Origin of the sequence: Stenotrophomonas sp. Iso1, from assembly GCF_027497995.1 — a bacterium.
In the GTDB taxonomy this organism is placed as follows: Bacteria; Pseudomonadota; Gammaproteobacteria; order Xanthomonadales; family Xanthomonadaceae; genus Stenotrophomonas.
In genome coordinates this window covers 352442-375148 of the sequence record NZ_JAODBT010000001.1, presented here as the reverse complement: position 1 = coordinate 375148, position 22707 = coordinate 352442, and the positions used below count along the sequence as shown (strand labels likewise).

Below are 22707 nucleotides of genomic sequence, written 5' to 3'. Positions count from 1 at the left end.
TCAACCCTCCTTCAGCCAACGCGCGATCTGCGGCGCGTAATACGTCAGCACGCCGTCAGCACCGGCGCGCTTGAAGCCGATCATCGTTTCCATCACGCAGCTGCGTTCGTCCAACCAACCGTTGGCGACCGCCGCTTTGAGCATCGCGTACTCGCCACTGACGTGATACGCGAACGTCGGCACGCCGAACTCCTGCTTCACGCGGCGCACGATATCCAGGTACGGCATGCCCGGCTTGACCATGACCATGTCCGCGCCTTCTTCCAGATCCAGCGCGATCTCACGCATTGCCTCATCGCCGTTGGCCGGGTCCATCTGGTAGGTCTTCTTGTCGGCCTTGCCCAGGTTGCCCGAGCTGCCCACCGCATCGCGGAACGGGCCGTAGAACGCTGATGCGTACTTGGCCGAATACGCCATGATGCGCACATTGATATCGCCGGCAGCATCCAGCGCAGAACGGATCGCACCGATGCGGCCGTCCATCATGTCCGACGGCGACACGATGTCCACACCGGCCTGCGCATGCGACAGCGACTGCTTGACCAGCGCCTCCACGGTGATCTCGTTGAGCACGTAACCACGCTCGTCGATGATGCCGTCCTGGCCATGCGTGGTGTACGGATCCAGCGCCACATCGGTCATCACGCCCAGCTCGGGGAAGCGCGATTTCAGTGCACGAATCGCACGCTGCGCCAGGCCATCCGGATTCCATGCGTCGGCCGCATCCAGCGTCTTGCGTGATGGGTCGATCACCGGGAACAGGTCGATCACCGGCACGCCCAGTTCCAGCGCCTGCTCGGCCTCACGCAGCAGCTCGTCAATGGACATGCGGTCCACGCCCGGCATTGAACCCACCGGTGCGCGCCCAGCCAATTCATGCACGAACACCGGCCAGATCAGATCGTTGCTGGTGAGCGTGTTTTCGCGCATCAAACGGCGCGAAAACTCATCGTGACGCATGCGGCGCGGGCGGTAGTGGGGATGGCCCATGAAAGACTCCTTGATTCAAAAAAACAGTGGTCAGCGCAGTTGGTAGCCCTGCGGCTGCAATGGTTCGGGGAGCGGCCGGTCGCCCAGCGCATCCAGCACATCGATCTCGATGGTACGCACCATCGCGTCCAGCGGCAGGTCGTTGGGCTCCAGCCCGAAGGGCTCTTCCATCTCCTCGCCCAGCTGGTCGAGACCGAAGAATGCGTAGGCCAGCAGCATCGACACCACCGGCGTGGCCCAGCCCAACGCGCCCGCCAGACCAAACGGCAACAGCACGCAGAACAGCCATGCACAGCGGTGCAGCAGCAACGTGTAGGCGAACGGCAGCGGTGTGCCGGCAATGCGTTCGCAAGCGGCCTGCACGCTGGACATGCCATGCAGGCGTGCCTCGAACTGGCCGTAGAGATACGGGTCGAGCCTGCCTTCGCGCAGTGGTACCGCCAGTTCGCTGGCCAGCTGCGAGAGCAGGCCGTCGGGAATGTTGCGGCGCTCCAGTACCGCAGACTGGTCTGCCGCCAACCACGGCGCACTGGCGGCCGCCACGTCCGCGCCACGCAGACGCGCTGCCAACGCATGGGCAAAGCCGATCACCAGTTGCGAAACACGCGCACGCAGTTGCGGCTCAGCGGACAGCAGCGCGCCAGCCTCGCGGGCAAAGCCGCGTGATTCGATCAACAGCTGTCCCCACAACTTGCGGCCTTCCCACCAACGGTCGTAGCAGGCGTTGTTGCGGAAGCTCAGGAAGATGGACAGCACCAACCCCAGTAGGGTGAACGGCACCACCGTCACCCCATCGCGGCCAAAGGGATGCCAGTAACGCTCGAATGCGGCCACCGCTACCGCCAACACGCCGATGGCCAGCACCTTGGGGGCGATGGCCGGCACGATGGAGCCGCGCAGGATGTACAGCAGCTGCCAGCCATTGGGGCGGGGACGGATGATCATCAGGACGCAATCACGCCGGGCGTGTGCCCGGTCAATCGCAGTATTTTACGCCCGCTACCTGTACAAGGCAGGTTTGCACCCAAAAGGCCTCAGATGAAGCCACCGCCGATACTCAGGCGGATCACCCCCACCACGATGACCACCACGTTGAGCAGCAACCCGGTCTTGGCCCGGCCACGCTTGCTGGCGTGGGTGAACAGCAGACCGATGGCGGCAATGATCGCGCCGACGGCCGCAAACGGGATCACGAACCAGTTGCCCCAGCCCAGCAGCGGGATGAACGCCAGCACCATCCACAGCAGTGCCACAATGCCCCACACCAGACTGATCAATCCCATGGCTTTTTCCCTTACGTAACTGTCAGCAAGATAGCCCGGAAACGAGCGTATTCAAGTAGCCAGGTGCTAAACCGTGCATTCGCGGTCAATTCACCCGTCAGCGCGGATCATCCGCAAACAGCCATCATCGGGGAGTGAAACCATGAAACTACCGCTTGCCTTCGCACTGGGCATCGTCCTGGCCACGGGCGGTTGCGCCAGCACCTCCAAGGTGATGTTGGGCCAGGCCCGCGCACCGGTGGACCCGGCCAGCGTGCAGATCTATTCCACGCCCCCGCCCGGTTCGGTGGAAATCGCGCAGCTGGAATCCTCCAGCGCAGTCGGCTTCGGCACCCAGGGCCAGACGGACGCCGCCATCGCCCGACTCAAGCGCGAAGCAGCAGCACTGGGCGCCAATGGGGTGATCCTGATGGGCGTGGGCTCGGGCGGCTCGCCGGTGGGCATGTCGGTCGGCGCTGGCAGCTACGGCCGGCATACCGCTGGTGGCCTGAGTGTTGGTATCCCGACCCAGCAAAAGCGCGCGGCAGGCGTGGCGATCTGGGTGCCACCGGGTGCCGGCAGGTAATACCGCAGCAGCGGCTTCCCGGTTGAAACCACTCCTACGTAAACAAGAAGGGCGCCTTGCGGCGCCCTTCTTGTTTGTTCTTACTTCCGGCGCTGCGCGGGAACAAACACTTCATTGACGGCCTTGGCCAGTTGGTCCGGCGGCAACAGGCCTTGGTCGAGCAGAAAGTTGTTGAATGCCAGGCGGTCAAACTTGTTGCCCAGCGCCAGTTCGGTCTGCATACGCAGCTCCATGATCCGCGTGTAACCGTAGAAGTAGCTGCTGGCCTGCCCCTGCGCGCGCACGGTGTAGCGGTCCAACTCCTGCGTGGCCATCGCCTCGGACAAACCAACGCCATCCACCAGCACGCTGCGTGCACGCTCACGGTCCGTAAGGCCGAGGTTGAGCATGGGATCCAGCATCGCGCGGGCGGCGCGCAGCAGACGGAACTGCAGCGCAATCATCTGCCCGTCCAGCGGCTCGAACGGCACCATCTCCGCTTCGGCATACAGCGCCCAGCCTTCAACGTTGACCGAGTTGAACGCGAACAGGGTGCGCGCCAGCGAAATGCCGCGCTCGACCATCGCCGCGAACTGCAGGTCATGCCCGGGGCGGCCTTCATGCGCGCTCAACGTCCATGCTGCCGAACCGAAGTTGAAATCGTCGTACTGCGCCTTCTCACCCGAGGCCGGGTTGCCCAGCGGCAACACGAAGGTACCCTGCTGGCCGGTGTTGCCCACCAGCGGCGCCGGCAGGTAATGCGGTGCAGGCGAGGCCGCGCTTTCCGCTTCACTGCCAAGACGCATCTGCAGCGGGCGCTGCGGCACGTCGACGATGCCCTGCTTGCGGATGATCGGATCGATGGCGTCGATCACCCCGCGATAGTGCGTTTCGAGCTGATCGTTGTTGATCTTGTCCTGCTTCAGCGCGCGGATCACTGCAGCGTAGTCGTTCGGATCGGCGACCTTCAGTCCCTTTGCCTGCACCACCAGCGGTGCCAGCTGACGCATCATCGCGCGGGTTTCCATGTACTCCAGCTGCGCACGCTGCATCAGCAGCGCCGGGTCGATGTCCACGCCCACTTCCTTGAGCTGGAACGCATACAGCTCGGCCGGCAGGCGGGTGTCGGTGCGCGCGTTCGGCAGCACGTCCTTCTGCGTCCAGGCGATGTAGTCCTTCATCTGCGTGGACAACTCGGCCAACGAGGCGTCAGCGCCTTCGATCTTGTACTTGGCGAACAGCTTGCCGATGCCGGCGATGTAGGTATCGACATTGGCCAGTGCCTGGTCGACTTCGATCTTGGTCGGCTGCAGCAGGTTGGGCGTGCCGCTTTTTTCTTCATAGCGCTGACGTGCCAGCGTCGCCATCGGCTGCGTGCCCGACGCCTGGCCGAGGTACGCCTTGAGACGATCAAGCGCCTTGGCCCGGCGCTCGGCCGGCACCTGGTCGGAGAGCAGGTTGTTGAGGCCCCCGAACACCGTCTGCGGCACATCCACCCATGGCATCAAATGCTGCTCGTTGAGCGTGCTGCTTTCGATACTGCGCTCAGCAGCGCCGATCATGATCTCCAGATCCTGGCGCACGTTCGGGTCACGTTCGAGCTGCAGTTTTTCGCGCAACTGCTCACGCGCCTTGCCCAGCGCGGTGCGGTAACGGCCGGTGTAATCCGGACCGAGGTCGGCGACCTTGTCGTCGTACCCCGGCACACCGAAGAAGCTCGCCATTTCCGGTTGGAACGGTGCTTGTGCCTGCAGCAGGATCTGCGCCAGCTCGTTGCTATGGGCAACCCAGGCAGGCGCTGCCGGACTGGTCTTGGCGACGGGCGCTGCGGCGGCCACGTTCAACGGCAGCGGTGCGGCCAAGGCGAGGACAACGGCAAGGGCGAGAGGTTTCATGCGCGGCTCCTGAAGTCAGTGCCGTGACCCTACGCAGTCAATGCCAGCGCGACAAGGGCCATGAGACGTGCGCGTGAAGCAGTGCCTGCATGCTCAAAACGCCCCTTTCCCGACCTCCCCGGCCTGCGGCGAAGGGAGAGGGCTGAGGCCGCCGACGCGCAGCTCCTGCCTAGACTTCAATCGCAGGGCAACTGCGCGGCGCACGCTTTTTCTTCATCCGTCCGCAGATCCAACCGCACGTTCCACCCTTCAATGTCAGCGGCGAAGCGGTCGTAGACCCAACGCTTCTCCACACGCCGCGCCTCGGCGACGATGCGGGCATCGCACTTGGGACCCTTGGCACGGAAGCGGTAGGTCCCCGACTGGGCGGCATCACCTTCGATGGCACCTTCTACCGCCACCAACGTCACCTGCAACGGCGTACCAAGCACGGTCTTCATCTCGTCGGAGGAGGAAGCGCGTTTAATCGCCTCCAGATAGGGCGAATCTTGCTGCATGTGCCCTTCGACCTGGTGGTAACCGCGCCAGAACAGCCATGCAAAGGTGCCCACCACCCCCAGCATCAGCAATGGCAGCAGCCATTTGAGGTTGCGCTGCAGCCAGTTCCGTGGGGGTTTGCCGGGCATGCTGCCCGGCAAGGGGGGTGGCTTGGTCGACATTCCCTGTCCGGCTCCGATCATGGGGTGAGGCAACGTCCCAGGAAGTTCTCGGCGATGCGATAGCGGTGCAACGCATTGGCACCGGACAACCCGTGTTTGGCGCCCGGATACGTCATCAGCTCGAACGGCTGGCCACGCTTCTGCAAGGCGCTCATCAAGCTGGTTGAATTACTGAACAGCACGTTGTCATCAGCCATGCCGTGGATCAGCAGCAATGGCGAGGTCAGCCCATCGATGTGGGTGAGCACGCGGCCTTCGGTGTAACCGGCCACATTGGCGGCCGGCAGGTTCATGTAACGCTCGGTGTAGTGCGTGTCGTACAAACCCCAGTCGGTGACCGGTGCGCCAGCCACGCCGCAGGCGTACTGGTCCGATGCCTTGGCCAGCAACATCAGCGTCATGTAACCGCCGTTGGACCAACCCTGCACGCCGATGCGCTTGCCATCCACCCACGGCTGCGACTTCAGCCACGCAACGCCTTTGAGCTGGTCGGCCACTTCCACCGTGCCCTGCACGCCGTACAGCGCGCCACCGAAGTCACGGCCACGACGCGGGGTGCCACGGTTGTCCAGCGAAAACACCACATAGCCCTGCTGCGCGAGGTACTGGTTGAACAGGTGATCGCCACGACCGGGCCAACTATCGGTCACGGTCTGCGATGCCGGGCCGCCGTACACATACACCGCCACCGGGTACTTCTTGCCCGGGTCGAAACCTTCCGGCTTGACCAGGCTGTAGTTCAGCTCGGTTTTGCCATCCGCGGCGGTCAGCGTGCCGTATTCGACCGGGCGCTGTGCATCGCGGTACTTCGCATACGGGTGCTTGGGATCGGCCAGATTATTGTCCAGCAGCGTGGCGATCTTTTCGCCATTGGCGCGGTACAGCTCGATCTGCGGCGGCGTGCTGTGGTTGGACCAGCTGTCCACATAGACGCTGGCGTTGTTGGCGAACGTGGCGCTGTGCATGCCGGCGCTGTGCGAGAGCTTCTTCAGCGCACCGCCCGCCAACGGCACGGCGTAGATTTCGCTGCGCAGCGGGGATTCCACACCCGCTCGGAAGTAGGCAGTGCCGGCGGCTTCATCCACCGCCAGCAGTTCGTCCACCGGCCAGTTGCCGGAGGTCAGCGCGGTCAGCTGGCTGCCGTCGGCGCTCGCCAGGTACAGATGCTCAAAGCCACTGCGCTCGGACGACCACACGAAGCGGCCATCCTTGAGGAAACGCAGGCTGTTGTGCAGCGGCACCCAGGTTTTGCTGGTCTCCGTGACCAGCGTGCGCTGCTTGCCGTCGGCCAGGTTGGCTTCGATCAGTTGCAACTGCTTCTGGTCGCGGCTCTGCCGCTGGAAAGTCAGGTGTTGCGGATCGCGCCAGGTAACGCGGGCCAGGTAGATGTCCTGTTCCTTGCCTAGGTCCACCCATTTCGTGGTGCCGCCCTCACGCGGCGCCACCACGCCCAGCGTGACCCGCACATTGCGGTCGCCGGCAGCGGGATAACGCTGTTCGATCATCTCGACGCGGTCGGCATACATCTCGTAGCGCTTCTGCACCGGCACCGGCGATTCGTCGATGCGGGCGAACGCGATGGCAGAGTCGTCCGGCGCCCACCAGTAACCGGTGTGGCGGTCCATTTCCTCATCGGCGACGAACTCGGCCACACCGTTGCCAATGACGTCGCTGCCATCGGTGGTCAGCTGCAGTTGCTTGCCACTGGCCAGGTCAATCACCCACAGGTTGCGCTCGCGCACGAAGCTGACGAAGCCGCCATTGGGCGAGAGCTTGGCGTCGGTGGTGAAACCTTCACCATGGGTGAGCTGACGCACCGCATCGCGGCCCTGCTTGCCCAGGTCGTACAAATACAGTTCGCCGCCCAGCGGGAACAGCAGCGTCTTGGCATCCGGCGACCACTGGTAATCCACGATGCCGCTGAACGAAGCAATGCGCTGACGCTCGCGACGCGCCTTCTCGGCATCGCTCAGCGTCTCGGTACCGGGCAGGACCACCTTGGAGTCGACCAACAGCCGGGTCTGGCCGCTGGCGATGTTGTATTCCCACAAGTCCAGCTGGTTGCGGTCGCTGTCCTTGCCACGCAGGAAGGTCACGCGCGAGCCATCCGGCGCGACCTTGGGCTTCATCAACGTGGGGCCGGACAGCGGCGCGTTGCCGGTGATGGCCTCAAGGGTGAGTTTCTCAGCGTGGACGGCGGGCGTGGCGAGCATCAGGGCAAGGGCTATAAACAAGGGGCGCATGGAATTCCTGTCGTAGACAGCATGGATCGGGGCATCCTAGCCGAGCATGCCTGCCATTGCCCCTCCCGTTAGTCCCGCTTGGCAAACAGGTGCTTGCGCTCCTCATCGCTGAGCGGCTTGCCGGCATCCGGGTTGACGGTCGGGCCGAGTGCGTAGGCGCGCTGTGTGGCCGGGCGCTCGGCAATGGCCTGGTGCCAACGGCCCAGATGCGGAAATGCCACAAAATCGGCCGGCAGCTTGGAATAGGCACCGATCCACGGGTAGCTGGCCATATCAGCGATGCCGTACTCGTCGCCGGCCAGGTACTTGGACTCAGACAGGCGCTTGTCCATCACCCGGTGCAGGCGCCGCACCTCACTGTCGTAACGCTCGATGGCATAAGGGATGCGCTCGGGCGCGTATACGTTGAAGTGGCCCATCTGCCCGCTCATCGGCCCCAAACCGCCCATTTGCCAGAACAGCCATTCCAGCGTGGCGGCACGGCCGCGCAGGTCGGATGACAGGAAACGGCCGGTCTTTTCGGCCAGATACAGCAGGATCGCGCCGGACTCGAACACGCTCAGCGGCGCGCCGCCATCTGCCGGGGCGTGGTCAACGATGGCCGGCATCTTGTTGTTGGGCGAAATGGCCAGGAATTCCGGCAGGAACTGGTCGCCCTTGCCGATGTTGACCGGGTGCAAGCGGTAATCCAGCCCGGCTTCTTCCAGAAACAGGGTGACCTTGTGGCCATTGGGGGTGGGCCAGTAATGCAGGTCGATCATGGGGAAACCTCCAGCAGATGGGCCTTGGAGTGTAGCCACGCGCCCTGCTTGGCAGGGTTAAAACAGCCCGGTAATCTGCATCCTTTCCTGCAACGCAGCATCCTTCTACATGTCCTCGAACGCCCCCCTGAGCCCGCTCTCCTCGCTGATCTTTGCCTCACGCTGGTTGCAGCTGCCGTTGTACCTGGGCCTGATCCTGGCGCAGTGCGTCTATGTGTTCCTGTTCGGCAAGGAGCTGTGGCACCTGATCCACTCGGCCACCGAAATGACCGAACAGCTGATCATGCTGGCGGTGCTGGGCCTGATCGACGTGGTGATGATCTCCAACCTGCTGGTGATGGTGATCGTGGGCGGCTATGAAACCTTCGTCTCGCGCCTTGGCCTGCACAACCACCCGGATCAGCCGGAATGGCTGAGCCACGTCAACGCATCGGTGCTGAAGGTCAAACTGGCGATGGCGATCATCGGCATCTCCTCGATCCACCTGCTCAAGACCTTCATCGAAATCGGCACGCTGGGTGCCGAGGGCAGCAAGTACACCGAAGCCGGCGTGTTGTGGCAGACCATCATCCACTGCGTTTTCATCCTCTCGGCCATTGGTATTGCCTGGACCGACAAGCTGATGTCCAACAGCCACAGCAAGCCCAGCACCACGCACTGAGGCCTGCCATTGATGGGCGTCGCAACATCGTGACGCCCATCACCTTTTACCCTTATCGAGCACTACCCCTCCCGCAGGTCGGGTCGGCGATGCTAGATTCGCGCTACGTTGCCTACCGGCGCGGCATCGGGAAATGCCGCGTCCACACCGCCCACCGGGCACAGGCAGTCCACGTTCGTCGATTCAAGGGGATGTTTGATGTCGTACGTCGCAATCCAAGGCAAGGTGCGCCTGTTGGCGCCTGCTCTTTTGTTGGTCACCCTGGCCGCCTGCTCCGGCAAGGATGAAACCACTCCCGCCGCTGCTACCGGTACTGCCGCGCCCGCACCCGCTGCCGCACCCGCCGAACCGGCGGTGTCCAACAAGGTGCAGGCAATGGATACCGCGCAGCTGCGCGATTCAGCCAGCACCGCACTGCGTGAGAACCGCATGTACGCCCCCGCCGGCGACAACGCAATGGAGTACTACCTGGTCCTGCGCGACAAGCTGCCGGACGATGCATCCATCAAGAACGCACTCACCGATCTGCAGCCCTACACGCTGATTGCCGCCGAGCAAGCGTTGGGCCGCGAGGACTTTACCGAAGCCCAGCGCCTGATCGCCCTGGTGGAGAAGGTAGATCCGACCGCGCCCGCATTGCCGCGCCTGAAACAGGGCATCACCAGCACGATGCAGGTGGCCGAGAAGCGCACGGTCGAAGAAGCCGACAAGGCCAAGAAGGACGCTGAAAACCGCGCCAAGCAGCAGGTCGAACAGCAGCGCATGGCCCAGCAGCAGGCCGCCGAGGCAAGCGCGGCCCAGCAGCTGGCTGCCAAGCAGGAAGCTACGCGCAAGGAAAGCGAGCGCGTTGAAGCCGAGCGTCAGGCCGCCACGCGGCGTGAGGCCGAGCAGCGCAGCGCCGCCCAGGCTGCGGCACAACAGGCCGCCCCCAAACCCGCCGCTGCCGCGCCCAGCCTACGCGCGGTCAGCACACCGGCGCCGCGCTATCCGGCCGATGCCCTGCGTTCGGGCACTTCCGGTGAAGTATTGGTGGAGCTCACCATCGGCACCGATGGTTCGGTCACCGATGCACGCGTGCTGCGTGCAACCCCGGCCCGTGTATTCGACCGTGAAGCATTGAGCGCGGTACGCCGCTGGAAGTTCGAGCCAATCTCCAGTTCGGTAACCACACGCCGAACCTTGGCATTCGCGCCGAACAAGTAAGCGCTCGCCTCAACGCGGCACAGCAAAAGCCCGGAGCAATCCGGGCTTTTTCTTTGGCTGGGTGATTGGTTTGGGATTTTTTCAACTTCGGCGTTAAAGAGGCAAAAGCCTGCCTTAAGGCAAAAGCCGGCCCTCATCCGCCCTTCGGGCACCTTCTCCCGCAGGCGGGAGAAGGGATTTTTCTGATGCATTTGAACGCCTGATCCTGCTGCGGAAAGCACACAAGCAAGAGCAAGAGCAAGAGCAGGAGCAAGGCAAGAGCAACTGCAACTGCAACTGCAACTGCAAGGGCAAGGGCAAGGGCAAGGGCAAGGGCAATCATGGCTTTTGCAGTTGCCTAAGTAGTTGCTTCTGAAGTTGCTTCTGAAGTTGCTATTGCCGTGGCTCTTTCTCTCGCAGTTGCAGTTGCAGTTGCGGTTGCGGTTGCTCTTGCTGTTGCGGTTGCTGTTGCTGTTGCCCTCGCTGTTGCCCTTGCTGTTGCTCTTGTTGCTCTTGTTGCTGTTGCTGTCGCCGCTCCCTTCTCCCGCCTGCGGGAGAAGGTGCCCGAAGGGCGGATGAGGGCTGCCTTGGCCCTCCCCACAGCCCAATCCAAAAAAAAAGGCCCGGATCGCTCCGGGCCTTCCACACAGAAATACTCCCGGCCTATCAGCCCGAAATCGCCAACCGCTCCTGGCGATAACGCCACACTGCGATCAGCCACAGCAGCACCGCCAACAGCGCCGACGCACCCAGGTACACCGCCCATTGCTGCGCCGACGGCATCTCACCGCGCGTCACCTTCACCAGCATCTGGTTTTGCGACAGGAACGGCACCGCGTATTGCCACAACTGCGTGTCCTTCAGCGGGTACGCCATCAACGCATAGCCGGGCAGCATCGGCAGCATCATCAGCCACACCATGTGGCTCTGCGCCTCCTTCATGCTCTTGGCGCTCGCCGACAGGCAGGTGAGCAACGCCGTGCCAATCAGCACCAGCGGCAGCAGGATCACCAACAGCTTGCCCATTGCCGCAAAGCTCACATCCAGCGAGCGTGCCGCACCACTACCGATGCTCGCACTGAGCTTGAACGACAGCAGGATCAACAGCATCGAGGCCAGGCCCAGCACCACGGCGGCCAGCATCTTGCCGCTGACCAGCGCACTGCGTGATGCCGGCGTTGCCAACAACGGCTCCAACGATTGCCGCTCACGCTCGCCGGCCGTGGTGTCCATCGCCAGATGCGACCCGCCAACGAAGGCGAACAACATCAACACCAGCGGCAACACAATGGACAGGAAGATGCCGCGCTTGGCCTCCGCTGTGGCCAAGTCACGGATGCCCACATTGACCGGCGCTGCCACCATCGGACTGACGCCGCGTGCGAGCAGGCGCAGCGCACCTACCGACTGCCCGTACTCGGCCAGCGTGGCACGCACCCGTGCGACCTGCACGTCACCAGTACGGCGCGTGGTATCAGCCACGATCTCCACCTTGGCTGGCTTGCCCGCATGCCAATCCTCGGCAAAATCCGGGTCAATCACCAACGCCACATCTTCTTTCTGACTGCGGATGCGAGCCTCAAAATCCTTCGGTGCTTCCGTTGCGTTGATGCCGCGGCTGGCGAGAAAGGCCACCAGGTTCGGCGCCTGCTGCATGCCCACTACCGGCACGGTCATGTCCTTGTCCAACTGCGTTTCGGCGCGCAGGTTGGTGAGCTTGTTCATACCCAGGAACAGCAGCGGATAGAGCAGCGGTGCGGTCAACAGGGTCAGCAGGAAGGTGCGGCGGTCACGGGAAAAATCCCGCAGTTCCTTGCGCATCACCGTCCACATGTTGCTGAAGAATCCAATCCGGTTCATGCGTGCAGGCCCTCTTCGCTGCCGATCAACTTCACGAACGCATCTTCCAGGTTGGATTCGTGCGCCTGTTCACGCAGCTCGTCCGGCGTGCCCTGTGCCACCACGCGGCCATGCGCGACGATGACGATGCGATCACACAGCGCCGCCACCTCCTGCATGATGTGGCTGGAGAAAATCACGCACCGCCCTTCTTCGCGCAGTTCCTTGAGGAACCCACGCAGGCCACGGGTGGTCATCACGTCCAGGCCGTTGGTGGGCTCGTCGAGGATGACATTGCGCGGGTTGTGAATCAGCGCGCGCGCGATGGCAGTCTTGGTGCGCTGGCCCTGGCTGAAACCCTCGGTGCTGCGGTCGAGGAAATCCTCCATCTGCAATGCAGCCGCCAGGCGCACGGTGCGTGCTGCGATATCGGCCGACGACATGCCATGCAGTTCACCGAAGTAATCGATGTTCTCGCGCGCGGTCAGCCGCTTGTAGACGCCGCGCGCATCGGGCAACACACCCAGGCTGCGGCGCACGGCGTTCGGGTCGATGGCCGGGTCGATGCCATCCACCAATACGCGGCCGCTCTCCGGCGTCATCAGCGTATAAAGCATGCGCAGCGTCGTGGTCTTGCCCGCGCCGTTGGGGCCGAGCAGGCCGGTGATCTGACCGTCATGGGCAGTGAAGCCCACATCGTCCACGGCGATCACCGGGGTTTTGTCCTTGCCCTTGCCGGGGAAGGTCTTGCGGAGTCGTTCTGCAACGATCATTTCAGCGGATTCCTTGGCAATGCGATGACATCACGGTTCCCAGCCATTGAAGCTGGTGAACGGCGGCACATAGTTGAGCTTGTCCAGGCAGGCGCCATCGAGTGCCTTGGCATCGGCCTTTTCAACAAACTGGGCGAACAACTTGGGCATGCAACCCGCGCCGAGCACCGCATGGCCCTGGCCACGCAGCACGAACAAACGGCCATTGGGCAGATGCTTGACCACGTCCTCGCCATAGCGTGGCGGCGTCACTGGGTCGAACTCACCGGCCAACACCAGCGCCGGCACCTGCGTGGTCAACGGCTGATGGAAATCGGCCGGCGCAGTGCCCTTCGGCCATACCTTGCACATCGCCGCCATGCCCTGCGCCATCTGGTTGCCGAGCACGGTGCCTTCGTCACCACCGGCGCCGGTCATGCTTTCGCCATCCTCGCTGCAGACCACCGACAACTGCATGCCCATGGCCATGCTGTCCTTCATGTCACTCTGCAACATCTGCGTCAGTGCCATCAGGTTCTCGTAGCGCCCTGCACCGGCTTCATGAATCAGCTTGGGCAGCAATGCACCTGCTGCCGGCATATAGGCGTACATGCGCACCAGCCCAGCCACGGTATCGGCAGTGAGCTGACCCTCGCGCTGTTCACCGCTGGCGGCATCGCGGTACGCCACCATCACCGGCTGCGCACGCAGTTTGGCCAGCAAGGCATCCAGTTCGGCACGTGGATCGCCGAGCTTGTCCTTGCATGAAGCGACATTGCTGCACTGAGCAAACTGCAGCGCCAGTGCGTCGTCGAGGTTACGGGCAAAGATATTGCCCAACTGCAGGCTGTTGGGCACCGGCGAGTCGAGCACGATGCTGCGCGTCTGCTGCGGATGGCGCATGGCGTACTGCTGGGCGACACGCGTGCCGTAACTCACGCCATACAGATTGATCTGCGTCGCGCCAATGGCTTCACGTACCGCATCCAGGTCAGCGACCGCTTCGGTGGTCGTGTAGTGCCGCAGGTCGGCCTTCTTCGACAGCTCCGCCGCACACTTGGCTGCTTCCACCCCGTACGACTCTGGCGTAGCCACAGCCTCCGGTGAGGTCTCACAGGCCAGCAGGTTGGATTTACCGGTGCCACGTTGGTCCACCAGAATCACATTTCGGTGCTTGCGCAGCTCTTTGAAGGCCGGGGCCATCTGCTGGAAGCTGTCCACCGCGGACTGGCCGGGGCCGCCGGCCAGGAAGAACAGCGGATCCGGCAGCAGATCGCCCTCCTTCTCCGGCGCCAACCACGCGATGTTGAGAGGCACCTTGCGGCCCGCCGGGTTGGCGCGGTCTTCAGGCACCTCGAAGGTGGCGCACTGCGCTTCCATGCTGTCCTTGCTGAAGGACGAGCTGAGGCTGCACGGCCGGAACTGCAGGTTGCCGAGCGTCAGCGGTTTGGCCGTAACAGCGGCCTCCTCGGCGACAGGCTTGGCGGTGCCCGGCGCATCGGCGGCAGGCCGCGTCATGCGGTAGCCGACAAGGCCGGCGACAACGGCTATCGCCAGAAGGGTTTGGGTCTTGCGGGACATCATCGGAACAGCCCCCACGATTGATTGAAAGAAACGAACAACGGTTCTGCCATTACCCAGACGCGGCCGGGTTGGCTATGTGACATCCGGAAAGAAAATTTCCTCGATCCGCACCCCGAACAGGCGGGCGATGCGGAACGCCAGTGGCAAGCTGGGATCGTATTTGCCGGTTTCCAGAGCATTGATCGTCTGCCGGGACACTTCCAGGCGTTCGGCCAACTCCCCTTGTGACCATCCTTCAGCGTCGCGCAGTTCACGCAGGCGGTTATCCATCTGCCGCCACCTCAGTTGTAACGCCGTGCAACCACGGCCTTGGCCAACCCGTAGGCCAGGCAGACCAGCGGAAACACCCAGATCATCGCCGCGTTGGACGGCACATCGATGACCTTGGCCGACTGCAGGAAGCCACCGGTCAGATACACCAGCGACACAAACGCCGTGGCGAAGCTCACCGCTTCCAGTTCAATACGCTGCTGCAGCTCATCGACATCGCGGATGTAACGGATCATCGCCCGCAGCACCAGCACGATGGGCGGTACCGGCAGCAGTGCGATCAACGCTCGCAGCGGCGCGCCATCGACCTGTTTCAGCAGCAGGATCGACACCACCAGCAGCACCGCATACGCGAGCATGGCGATGATGACTTCGCGGGTATAGCGTTTGCGCAGTGCCGGCGGCGCGGCATCGCAATCCTCGGGCATCAAGCGTCGCAGTATTGCGGCGATACCCATCCCGGTTGCGATACCAAACAACACACCCGACAACTTTGTATTGCCGGAGAACGACGCCAGCTGCATCACCACAGCCCCTGCACCAGCGAGCAGCACGGCACTGGAAAGCAACCACATTGATTGCACGTTACGGCTCATCTCTGCTCCCGCTAGCCACGTACGGAACGCCTGTAAAGGACGCTTGACACATCCTGCCCCGGCAATCCGAGGCCTGTCAAGCCTCCTTTACACACTGGGCACCAGGATCATGACGCGGGAGCAGCCGCGCGAAGCGTTACCTCTCGCCAGCAAGACACGCTGCAACACACTCGCGCAGCGGCTCTTGACCGCCATCGTTACTGCCAACAACCACATCACGATTGAACGGCAACCTCCACGCGCTTCCGCATGTCCCCCACCGGAACAACAATCACGCGCGCTATCATTGCGCCGCCCTCGTTCACTGAAAGAGCTTCATCCATGACCGCACTACGCCCCTTCCTGGACAAGATGCCCGTCGTCGGCGAGCGCGTTTATGTGGACCCGGCGTGCACGGTGATCGGCGATGTCGTGATCGGTGATGACGCCTCGATCTGGCCGGGCACCGTGATTCGCGGCGATGTAAATTACATCCGCATCGGCGCACGCACCAACGTGCAGGACGGTGCAGTCATCCACGTCAGCCATGACAGTCCGTACAACAAGGGCGGCTACCCGACGTTGATCGGCGAAGGCGTCACCGTGGGCCACGGATGCATCATCCACGCCTGCACGATTGGCGATTACTGCCTGATCGGCATGGGCGCCTGCATCCTCGACGGTGCCGTGATCGAACCCAATGCTTTCATCGCGGCCGGTGCCGTGGTCGGCCCCGGCAAAGTGGTACGCACTGGCGAGTTGTGGGCCGGAAACCCCGCACGGTTGATGCGCCAGCTCAGCGAGAAAGACATCGAAGGCCTGCGCTATTCGGCCGACCATTACGTCAAGGTCAAGGACCAGTACCGCGGCATGCTGGGCTGATACCGGGTAGCCGTTGTCGGTGCTGCGGCAAGGCGTGCAAAATGCGCGTCCGGGCGTGGGGACGCCCAATGAGGGATTGACATGAAGTCGATGAAGTCCAGGGCGCTGGGCCTGCTGGCCGTAGCGTCGCTGTTGTTGCTGGTTCCGTTTGCCGCCGTTGCCCAGGAAGAAGAGGGCATGACGGCCGAGCAGTTCGTACAGTCACTGCATTTCCGTTCCGGGCAGATCGACGTGCCCGAAGCCAAAGCCCATTTCAATCTGGACAACGAGTTCCGTTATCTGGACAAGGCTGACGCACGCCGCGTACTGGAAGACATGTGGGGCAACCCACCCGACGACAGCGTGCTGGGCTTGATCGTGCCGCGTTCGCCGGAACTTACCGCCGATGACAGTTGGGCAGTGGTAGTCACCTACTCCGACGATGGCTATGTGTCCGACGAGGACGCGCACAAGATCGATTACGACGAATTGCTCGGCGACATGCAGAGCAACATCCGCGATGCCAATCCCGAACGCGAGAAAGCCGGCTACGGCACGCTCGACTTGGTTGGCTGGGCGGTACCACCGCGCTATGACGCTTCCAGCAAGAAACTGCACTGGGCACGCGAGCTGGCCTTCAACGACACGCCCAAGCACGTCCTGAACTACGACATCCGCGTGCTGGGCCGGCAGGGTTATCTGAGCCTCAATGCGGTCTCCAGCATGTCCGAGGTCGGCATGGTGCGCGAAGGCATGGGCCGGCTGCTGCCGCTGACCGAGTTCAACGAAGGCGCCCGTTACGCCGACCACAACCCCAGCACCGACAAGGTCGCCGCCTACGGCGTGGCCACCCTGATCGGCGGCGGGCTGGCGGCCAAAGCTGGTCTGTTCGCCAAGATCGGCCTGTTGCTGGCCAAGTTCTGGAAGCTGCTGCTGATCGGCGTGCTGTTCCTGGGCGGCAGCATCGGCAAGCTGTTTGGCGGCAAGCGCGACAAGCGCAGCAACCGCTAAGGCCCAACCCGCCCGGCCTGCGCTTACCGCAGGCTGGGTTTTCCGCTTGGCGGCGGTTAAAGTCTGCGTCCTGACAGGACGCAGCAGAGACCCGAATGCCCCAGGCATCCGTCCGGGCCGGAAACCGGACTTTCCATCACCGCATGCAAGCCACGCAGCCCTCGCTGGGCGTGTCGCGATGAGTGCTGCAGCGCCGATGCTGGACACCTATCTGGAAGTCATCACGCCCGAAGGCGTACCGCTGCAATTGCCGGCGGCCGGCCCGGTGCCGCGTGCCCTGGCATGGCTGATCGACCTGGTGATCCGCTTCGGCACCCTGCTCGTGATGAGCCCCTTGCTGTTGATGCTGGGCGGGCTGGGCAAAGGCATCTACCTGGGGCTGATGTTCCTGGTGTTCTGGGTTTACCCCATCGTGTTGGAAGTGTGGCTGGGACAGACGCTGGGCAAGCGCGTCCTGGGCCTGCGCGTGGTCGCACGCGATGGCGCACCGCTGGGCTGGATGCCGGCGATCGTGCGCAACCTGCTGCGTACCGTGGACATCCTGCCGTTCGGCTATGCGCTGGGCCTGGTCAGTTGCTTGTGCGATGCGCATGGCCGCCGTCTGGGTGATCTTGTGGCCGGCTCGCTGGTGGTGCACAGCCCGCCGCGCACCTTTGTGGCGCCTCCGCGCATCGACACCGTGCTTGCGCCACCGCTGCCGTTGCAGCCGGGTGAGCAAGCCGCGTTGATCGCCTTTGCCGAGCGCGCACCGGCACTGTCGGCACCGCGCCAGCGCGAGCTTGCCCACATTGTCACGCCATTGACCGAGGCCGACGGACAGACCGGCGTGCTGCGCCTGTACGCGATGGCCAACTGGTTGCTGGGGCGGCGATGAGACAGGAACAGTTCGTCACCCGCTATCAGCACGAATGGCAGCAGTTCGAGGACTGGCTACAACGTCGTGGTGAGAAGGCGCGCAAGGGACATAGCGGTCTGGACCCGCCGTTGCCCGGCGATGAAACCATTCCGCAGCGCTACCGGCGCCTGTGCCAACAACTGGCACTGGCGCGCCGTCGCGGCTACAGCCCGCAGCTGGTGGAACGCCTGCAGCAGCTGATGCAGCGCGGGCACAACCTGCTCTATCGCACGCCGGCACCACGCTGGCAGCGCGCGGTGGAATTCCTCATCGCCGATTTCCCGCAGCTGGTACGCCGCCAGGCCGGCGCCATGTGGATAGCCTGCGCATTGTTCGCGGTACCGCTGATCGGCATCTTCGTGCTGCTGCAATTTCAGCCAGAATTGATCCACCTGTTGCTCGATCCACGCCAGATCGCGCAGATGGAAAAAATGTATGACCCGGCCGCCGACCACCTGGGCCGCGACAGTGGCACCAACTGGGCGATGTTCGGCCACTACATCATGAACAACATCAGCATCGGCCTGCGCACGTTTGCCAGCGGCCTGCTGGCGGGAGTGGGCACGGTCCTGGTGCTGCTGTTCAACGGCATCACCATCGGCGCGGTCGCCGGGCACCTGCAGAACGCCGGCTTCGGTGAGCCGTTCTGGCGCTTCGTCGTCGGCCATGCACCGTTTGAACTCACTGCCATCGTGATCGCCGGAGGCGCCGGCCTGCAGTTGGGTCTGCGCCTGCTGGCACCGGGGCGCAAACGACGTATCGATGCGTTGGTGGAAGGCGGTGTGATCGGCGCGCGGCTATGCCTGGGCGTGGCCTTCATGCTGCTGGTGGCGGCCTTCATTGAAGCGTTCTGGTCCGCCATTGTCTGGGTGCCAATGTGGGGCAAGCTCACTGCGTCCGGCGTGCTATGGACGCTGGTGATCGTGTGGTTATGGCGTGGCGGACGTGGCGGAGCGGGCGATGCGCATTGACCAGCTCAACGTGGTGCTGCGCGCCCGTTCACAGTGGGAAGCAATGGAGCTGGGCACTGCGCTGGTGCGGCGTCATGCCGGCGCCATCTGGAAGCCGTGGCTGCTGCTGACGCTGCCCGTGTTTGCGTTGCTCAATCTTGCTGGCTGGTGGCTGGACAACCTGTGGCTGCCCGCCTTCGTGTTGTGGTGGCTGAAGCCGGCATTCGAGCGCATCCCGCTGTATGTGATTTCACGCGGTGCCTTCGGTGCCGAGCCCGGTACGGCCGAAACCCTGCGTGCGCAGTGGAACTGGGGCTGGCGCGGCACGCGTGCTTACCTGACCTGGCGGCGCCTGAGCCCGGCGCGTTCGTTGTTGATGCCAGTGGATCTACTCGAAGGTGGCGATGCGGGCCAACGTGCCCTGCGCCGCAGCGCACTGGGCGGTGGCAGCTATGGCCATGCCACCTTGCTGACGTGGACGTGCTGGCATTTTGAAGTGATGTTGAAGCTGGCTGGTGTGGCCTTGTTTTTCATGTTCGTGCCGGTGGAATGGTTGTCCGAATCCTTGCGCGCCACTTGGGAGTTGATCGGCAAAGACACCCCCGCGTGGGCGTGGATCGGCTTCAATCTGCTGGCCTGGGCGGCGATGACACTGATCAGCCCGTTCTTCAGCGGCGCGGGTTTCGGCCTGTACCTCAACCGACGTACCGCATTGGAAGCGTGGGATGTGGAGATCGCCTTCCGCCGCCTGCGCGAACGGCTGCTGCGCACCGCGCCGTTGCTGGTGATGCTGCTGGCGGTATTCGCGTTGCCGGTGCTGCCCACACACGCACAGCACAGCGATGCGGCAGAACCTACCCCTCACGACAACCACAAAACAGCGTCAGATGCCGATGCGCCCGTCGCTACGCCGGAAAGCGTATTTGGCAAAACCCCCGCCGACACCGCTGGTTTTCGTCAAGCCGCCGCCCGTGTATATGAAGACCCGCAACTGGGCACCAAGCGCACGGTCACGCGCTGGGTAAAGAAAAAGCCCGACGACGCCGAGCGCGCGCAGCGCGATGATCTGCCGGACCTGCCGTTCAGCACATTCGCCAAGCTGCTCGCACTGATCAGCCAGAGCTTCCTGTGGATTGTGGTGGGCATCCTGGTAGTAGCGTTGGCACTCACTGCCCGTTGGTGGCTACCGTGGTTGCGTGGCAGCGGACGCCGCAGACGTGAGGCCGAAAGCCCCGTACAGCAGGATGTCCTGCAACTGCCCGACGTGCTGCCGCCGGACATCCTGGGCAGTGCGCGGCAGCTCTGGCAGCAGGGCAAGCCGCGGCATGCCCTGGCACTGCTGTACCGCGCTTCGGTCGAAGTGTTGTCGCAACGCGCCGACGTGGTGCTGCCACCCGGCGCCACCGAAGCACAGTGCCTGCGTGCTTCCCGACGCATGCCGCAGGATGCCGACCGTCTGTTGTTCGCACGCATGGTGCGTGCCTGGCAATACGCCGCCTACGCCGGCCGGCTACCGCGTGAGGATGAATTCCAAGCGTTGTTGGGCGACCTGCATCGTCAGTACGGGTGGCCGGCATGAGCCTGCGCTGGCGTTACGCCTTGATCGCTCTGGTCGCGCTGTTGCTGTGCGGCGTGTTGACGGTGTTGTTCCTGAGCAACTATGAGCGCGGCAGCGAGGAGATCACCCTGCCGGCTTACGGCGAGCCCACTTACAACCCGCTGTTCGCGCTGCGCGAAACCATTCGTCGTGATGGCGGCAAGGCCGAATCGCGGCGCCAGCTCGACCTGCCAACCATGCGATTGCAGCCCGGCGACACCGTGCTGATGCTGGACGACCCACGCCTGCTCACGCCCTCGCAGGTCGACGATCTGCTGGATTGGGTGCAGTTCGGCGGACACCTGGTGCTGCGTGCACAGGAGCCGGACGAGGCTCTGGATGCCGACGGGAACAATCTGCTGCACCGCCTGGGCGTAGCCGGCCAGGAGGGGTTTGCGCGCTGCCAGACATGGCAGGTGCCCGGGCAGGAAAGCCATCAGGAATTCTGCGGCGGCACCCGCTTCACGTTGGATGGCACCACCCGCGTTGAATACCGCTGGAGCGATGGCAACGCCGACAAGAGCGTGGCCTGGGCCCGCCTGCGCTATGGCACCGGTCGCGTCGATATTCTGGGCGATATGGACTTCCTGCTCAACGGCACAGGCCCGGGCGACCCCGGCCTGCGTGACCTGCCGCACCGCGACCTCTCCCGTTTGGTGCTGGCCCCCAACTACGGCCAAGGCACCGTCCACTTGGTCTATGCGATGGAAATGCCGTCGCTGTGGAAGACCGTGATCCAGCGCGGCTGGCCGATCTGGTTGCCGCTGCTGCTGGCGTTGCTGGCATGGTTGTGGGCGCGCAGCCAACGCTTTGGCGCGCTACTGCCTTCGCCACGCGAGGAACGCCGCTCGCTGCTGGAGCACGTCCGTGCCAGCGGCGAGCTGCTGCACCGCTACGGCAAATCACCGCTGCTGTACGACGCGGTACGGCAATCGTTCCTGGCGCGTCTGCGCCGGCGCTCGCCGATGGCCGCCGCGCTCACCGGCGAGGCGCAGGTACAGGCCATCGCCGACCACCTGCAGTGGCCCATTTCCCGCGTGCAGACCGCAATGCAGGTTCCGCCCTCGCGGGACGACACCGCGCTGCGCGAACGCATCCGCTTGCTCATCCAGATGAGAAACCAGCTATGACCGAGACGCCCTTTCCGCCCACCCTTCCCGGCGACGCTCCTGTGCCGACGCCTGCGCCGGGCAACGCCGAGCTGATTGAACGTGTCGAGCGCATCCGCGACGCGGTGGGCCACGCCTTCATCGGCCAGGCCGATGTGCTGGAGCAGATCCTCATCGCACTGTTGGCCGGCGGCCATGTGCTGATCGAAGGCGTCCCCGGGCTGGGTAAAACCCTGCTGGTGCGCGCCCTGGCACAGGCACTGGAACTGGACTACGCACGTGTTCAGTTCACCCCCGACCTGATGCCCAGCGACGTCAGTGGCCACGCGGTGTACGACCCCAAGACCGAGAGCTTCAAGATCCGCCGTGGCCCGGTGTTCACCAACCTGCTGCTGGCTGATGAAATCAACCGCGCACCGGCCAAAACCCAGTCGGCGTTGCTGGAAGTGATGCAGGAAGGCCAAGTCACCATCGAAGGCAAGGCGTTCCCGCTCACCCCGCCGTTCCTCACCCTGGCCACGCAGAACCCGGTGGAACAGGAAGGCACCTACCCGCTGCCGGAAGCGCAGTTGGACCGCTTCCTGCTCAAGGTGCTGATCGACTACCCGCAGCTGGAGGACGAGAAGCGCATGGTCGAGGCCATCACCACCGGCCGTGCGGCAAGCGACTTCAACCTGTCGCAGGTGCCGCGTGTACTCAGCGGCGCCGACGTGACCGCGCTGCAGAAGGCCGTGGCCGCGATCACGGTAGACCCACAGGTGATCGACTACGCCGTGCGCATCGTCTCGGCCACGCGCAAGTGGCCCGGCATCGCGCTGGGTGCTGGCCCACGCGGCAGCATCGCGCTGGTCCGCGCCGCGCGTGCGCAGGCCGCGTTGTCCGGGCGCGACTTTGTCACGCCTGACGACGTGCGCGAGATCGCAAAGCCAGCGTTGCGTCATCGCATCGCACTGGCGCCGGAGCTGCAGATCGAAGGTCAATCGGCCGACGACGTCCTCACCGCGTTGCTGGCCAAGGTTGAGGCGCCACGCAAGTGAGCCAGGCGC

At 63.8% G+C, this 22707-nt stretch carries 22 protein-coding genes; 10 read left to right on the top strand and 12 right to left on the bottom strand.

The features are described from left to right. The 3 genes from hemB to PAN08_RS01425 form a co-directional block, all read right to left on the bottom strand. Complete coding sequence (hemB, locus tag PAN08_RS01435; RefSeq protein ID WP_269789776.1) at positions 1 to 990, bottom strand: porphobilinogen synthase; 990 nt, start codon at positions 988 to 990, stop codon at positions 1 to 3. Positions 991 to 1020: 30 nt separating this feature from the next. Continuing rightward, complete coding sequence (locus PAN08_RS01430; protein ID WP_269789775.1) at positions 1021 to 1935, bottom strand: bestrophin family ion channel; 915 nt, start codon at positions 1933 to 1935, stop codon at positions 1021 to 1023. 89 nt (positions 1936 to 2024) lie between these two features. Next, positions 2025 to 2273: a hypothetical protein gene (locus PAN08_RS01425; RefSeq protein ID WP_269789774.1), complete on the bottom strand. Its 249-nt coding sequence runs from the start codon at positions 2271 to 2273 to the stop codon at positions 2025 to 2027. A gap of 142 nt (positions 2274 to 2415) precedes the next feature. Here PAN08_RS01425 and PAN08_RS01420 point away from each other — a divergent pair, with 142 nt between their 5' ends. Beyond that, complete coding sequence (locus PAN08_RS01420) at positions 2416 to 2838, top strand: hypothetical protein (protein WP_269789773.1); 423 nt, start codon at positions 2416 to 2418, stop codon at positions 2836 to 2838. A gap of 80 nt (positions 2839 to 2918) precedes the next feature. Here PAN08_RS01420 and PAN08_RS01415 read toward each other — a convergent pair whose 3' ends face one another. The 4 genes from PAN08_RS01415 to PAN08_RS01400 all read right to left on the bottom strand — a co-directional run bounded on the left by PAN08_RS01415 (position 2919) and on the right by PAN08_RS01400 (position 8375). Continuing rightward, complete coding sequence (locus PAN08_RS01415) at positions 2919 to 4712, bottom strand: DUF885 domain-containing protein (protein WP_269789772.1); 1794 nt, start codon at positions 4710 to 4712, stop codon at positions 2919 to 2921. A gap of 176 nt (positions 4713 to 4888) precedes the next feature. Continuing rightward, positions 4889 to 5371, bottom strand: coding sequence for a cytochrome c oxidase assembly factor Coa1 family protein (locus tag PAN08_RS01410; protein ID WP_269789771.1), 483 nt, complete (start codon positions 5369 to 5371; stop codon positions 4889 to 4891). A 17-nt stretch (positions 5372 to 5388) separates the two neighbouring features. Beyond that, complete coding sequence (locus PAN08_RS01405; protein WP_269789770.1) at positions 5389 to 7614, bottom strand: S9 family peptidase; 2226 nt, start codon at positions 7612 to 7614, stop codon at positions 5389 to 5391. Positions 7615 to 7682: 68 nt separating this feature from the next. After that, positions 7683 to 8375, bottom strand: a complete 693-nt coding sequence (locus PAN08_RS01400; protein ID WP_269789769.1) for a glutathione binding-like protein — start codon at positions 8373 to 8375, stop codon at positions 7683 to 7685. 109 nt (positions 8376 to 8484) lie between these two features. On the opposite strand from PAN08_RS01400, the gene PAN08_RS01395 reads away from it, so the two are divergent. Together PAN08_RS01395 and PAN08_RS01390 are read left to right on the top strand one after the other, a co-directional pair. Continuing rightward, positions 8485 to 9036: a TIGR00645 family protein gene (locus tag PAN08_RS01395; RefSeq protein WP_269789768.1), complete on the top strand. Its 552-nt coding sequence runs from the start codon at positions 8485 to 8487 to the stop codon at positions 9034 to 9036. 198 nt (positions 9037 to 9234) lie between these two features. Beyond that, positions 9235 to 10239, top strand: coding sequence for an energy transducer TonB (locus tag PAN08_RS01390; RefSeq protein ID WP_269789767.1), 1005 nt, complete (start codon positions 9235 to 9237; stop codon positions 10237 to 10239). A gap of 645 nt (positions 10240 to 10884) precedes the next feature. Here the strand turns inward: PAN08_RS01390 and PAN08_RS01385 are convergent. From PAN08_RS01385 to PAN08_RS01365, 5 genes are all read right to left on the bottom strand, one after another. Then, positions 10885 to 12078, bottom strand: coding sequence for an ABC transporter permease (locus PAN08_RS01385; RefSeq protein WP_269789766.1), 1194 nt, complete (start codon positions 12076 to 12078; stop codon positions 10885 to 10887). Then, a complete protein-coding gene (locus tag PAN08_RS01380; protein ID WP_269789765.1) occupies positions 12075 to 12830 on the bottom strand; it encodes an ATP-binding cassette domain-containing protein in 756 nt (251 codons plus the stop codon). The genes PAN08_RS01385 and PAN08_RS01380 overlap by 4 nt, the downstream gene beginning before the upstream one ends. A 30-nt stretch (positions 12831 to 12860) precedes the next feature. Further along, positions 12861 to 14390: an alpha/beta fold hydrolase gene (locus PAN08_RS01375; RefSeq protein ID WP_269789764.1), complete on the bottom strand. Its 1530-nt coding sequence runs from the start codon at positions 14388 to 14390 to the stop codon at positions 12861 to 12863. A 75-nt stretch (positions 14391 to 14465) separates the two neighbouring features. Continuing rightward, positions 14466 to 14663: a helix-turn-helix transcriptional regulator gene (locus tag PAN08_RS01370; RefSeq protein WP_057634200.1), complete on the bottom strand. Its 198-nt coding sequence runs from the start codon at positions 14661 to 14663 to the stop codon at positions 14466 to 14468. 11 nt (positions 14664 to 14674) lie between these two features. Beyond that, complete coding sequence (locus PAN08_RS01365; protein ID WP_269789763.1) at positions 14675 to 15259, bottom strand: hypothetical protein; 585 nt, start codon at positions 15257 to 15259, stop codon at positions 14675 to 14677. A 321-nt stretch (positions 15260 to 15580) separates the two neighbouring features. Here PAN08_RS01365 and PAN08_RS01360 point away from each other — a divergent pair, with 321 nt between their 5' ends. The 7 genes from PAN08_RS01360 (at position 15581) to PAN08_RS01330 (ending at position 22698) form a co-directional block, all read left to right on the top strand. After that, on the top strand, positions 15581 to 16120 hold the full coding sequence (locus tag PAN08_RS01360) for a gamma carbonic anhydrase family protein (protein WP_269789762.1): 540 nt from the start codon (positions 15581 to 15583) through the stop codon (positions 16118 to 16120). A 90-nt stretch (positions 16121 to 16210) separates the two neighbouring features. Then, complete coding sequence (locus tag PAN08_RS01355; protein WP_269791137.1) at positions 16211 to 17110, top strand: DUF2167 domain-containing protein; 900 nt, start codon at positions 16211 to 16213, stop codon at positions 17108 to 17110. 178 nt (positions 17111 to 17288) lie between these two features. Next, the gene (locus PAN08_RS01350) at positions 17289 to 17984 is read left to right on the top strand and encodes an RDD family protein (protein WP_269789761.1); all 696 of its coding nucleotides are present in this window, start codon (positions 17289 to 17291) and stop codon (positions 17982 to 17984) included. Continuing rightward, positions 17981 to 18976, top strand: coding sequence for a stage II sporulation protein M (locus PAN08_RS01345; protein WP_269789760.1), 996 nt, complete (start codon positions 17981 to 17983; stop codon positions 18974 to 18976). Before PAN08_RS01350 ends, PAN08_RS01345 begins: the two co-directional genes overlap by 4 nt. Further along, a complete protein-coding gene (locus PAN08_RS01340; RefSeq protein ID WP_269789759.1) occupies positions 18966 to 20534 on the top strand; it encodes a DUF4129 domain-containing protein in 1569 nt (522 codons plus the stop codon). Before PAN08_RS01345 ends, PAN08_RS01340 begins: the two co-directional genes overlap by 11 nt. Continuing rightward, on the top strand, positions 20531 to 21682 hold the full coding sequence (locus PAN08_RS01335; RefSeq protein ID WP_269789758.1) for a DUF4350 domain-containing protein: 1152 nt from the start codon (positions 20531 to 20533) through the stop codon (positions 21680 to 21682). Before PAN08_RS01340 ends, PAN08_RS01335 begins: the two co-directional genes overlap by 4 nt. Next, positions 21679 to 22698 carry a MoxR family ATPase gene (locus PAN08_RS01330; RefSeq protein WP_269789757.1) on the top strand — a complete coding sequence of 340 codons (1020 nt, stop codon included), beginning with the start codon at positions 21679 to 21681 and terminating at the stop codon, positions 22696 to 22698. The genes PAN08_RS01335 and PAN08_RS01330 overlap by 4 nt, the downstream gene beginning before the upstream one ends. The last annotated feature ends 9 nt before the right edge of the window (positions 22699 to 22707 follow it).

Excerpts from the sequence above, each read along its gene's own strand:
- PAN08_RS01355 (WP_269791137.1), top strand. The coding sequence starts at position 16,211 with ATGAAGTCCAGGGCGCTGGGCCTGCTGGCCGTAGCGTCGCTGTTGTTG.
- PAN08_RS01360 (WP_269789762.1), top strand. The coding sequence starts at position 15,581 with ATGACCGCACTACGCCCCTTCCTGGACAAGATGCCCGTCGTCGGCGAG.
- PAN08_RS01380 (WP_269789765.1), bottom strand. The coding sequence starts at position 12,830 with ATGATCGTTGCAGAACGACTCCGCAAGACCTTCCCCGGCAAGGGCAAG.
- PAN08_RS01365 (WP_269789763.1), bottom strand. The coding sequence starts at position 15,259 with ATGAGCCGTAACGTGCAATCAATGTGGTTGCTTTCCAGTGCCGTGCTG.
- PAN08_RS01430 (WP_269789775.1), bottom strand. The coding sequence starts at position 1,935 with ATGATCATCCGTCCCCGCCCCAATGGCTGGCAGCTGCTGTACATCCTG.
- PAN08_RS01425 (WP_269789774.1), bottom strand. The coding sequence starts at position 2,273 with ATGGGATTGATCAGTCTGGTGTGGGGCATTGTGGCACTGCTGTGGATG.
- PAN08_RS01350 (WP_269789761.1), top strand. The coding sequence starts at position 17,289 with ATGAGTGCTGCAGCGCCGATGCTGGACACCTATCTGGAAGTCATCACG.
- hemB (WP_269789776.1), bottom strand. The coding sequence starts at position 990 with ATGGGCCATCCCCACTACCGCCCGCGCCGCATGCGTCACGATGAGTTT.
- PAN08_RS01330 (WP_269789757.1), top strand. The coding sequence starts at position 21,679 with ATGACCGAGACGCCCTTTCCGCCCACCCTTCCCGGCGACGCTCCTGTG.
- PAN08_RS01370 (WP_057634200.1), bottom strand. The coding sequence starts at position 14,663 with ATGGATAACCGCCTGCGTGAACTGCGCGACGCTGAAGGATGGTCACAA.
- PAN08_RS01410 (WP_269789771.1), bottom strand. The coding sequence starts at position 5,371 with ATGTCGACCAAGCCACCCCCCTTGCCGGGCAGCATGCCCGGCAAACCC.
- PAN08_RS01395 (WP_269789768.1), top strand. The coding sequence starts at position 8,485 with ATGTCCTCGAACGCCCCCCTGAGCCCGCTCTCCTCGCTGATCTTTGCC.
- PAN08_RS01400 (WP_269789769.1), bottom strand. The coding sequence starts at position 8,375 with ATGATCGACCTGCATTACTGGCCCACCCCCAATGGCCACAAGGTCACC.
- PAN08_RS01390 (WP_269789767.1), top strand. The coding sequence starts at position 9,235 with ATGTCGTACGTCGCAATCCAAGGCAAGGTGCGCCTGTTGGCGCCTGCT.
- PAN08_RS01420 (WP_269789773.1), top strand. The coding sequence starts at position 2,416 with ATGAAACTACCGCTTGCCTTCGCACTGGGCATCGTCCTGGCCACGGGC.
- PAN08_RS01385 (WP_269789766.1), bottom strand. The coding sequence starts at position 12,078 with ATGAACCGGATTGGATTCTTCAGCAACATGTGGACGGTGATGCGCAAG.
- PAN08_RS01335 (WP_269789758.1), top strand. The coding sequence starts at position 20,531 with ATGAGCCTGCGCTGGCGTTACGCCTTGATCGCTCTGGTCGCGCTGTTG.
- PAN08_RS01415 (WP_269789772.1), bottom strand. The coding sequence starts at position 4,712 with ATGAAACCTCTCGCCCTTGCCGTTGTCCTCGCCTTGGCCGCACCGCTG.
- PAN08_RS01405 (WP_269789770.1), bottom strand. The coding sequence starts at position 7,614 with ATGCGCCCCTTGTTTATAGCCCTTGCCCTGATGCTCGCCACGCCCGCC.
- PAN08_RS01340 (WP_269789759.1), top strand. The coding sequence starts at position 18,966 with ATGCGCATTGACCAGCTCAACGTGGTGCTGCGCGCCCGTTCACAGTGG.
- PAN08_RS01375 (WP_269789764.1), bottom strand. The coding sequence starts at position 14,390 with ATGTCCCGCAAGACCCAAACCCTTCTGGCGATAGCCGTTGTCGCCGGC.
- PAN08_RS01345 (WP_269789760.1), top strand. The coding sequence starts at position 17,981 with ATGAGACAGGAACAGTTCGTCACCCGCTATCAGCACGAATGGCAGCAG.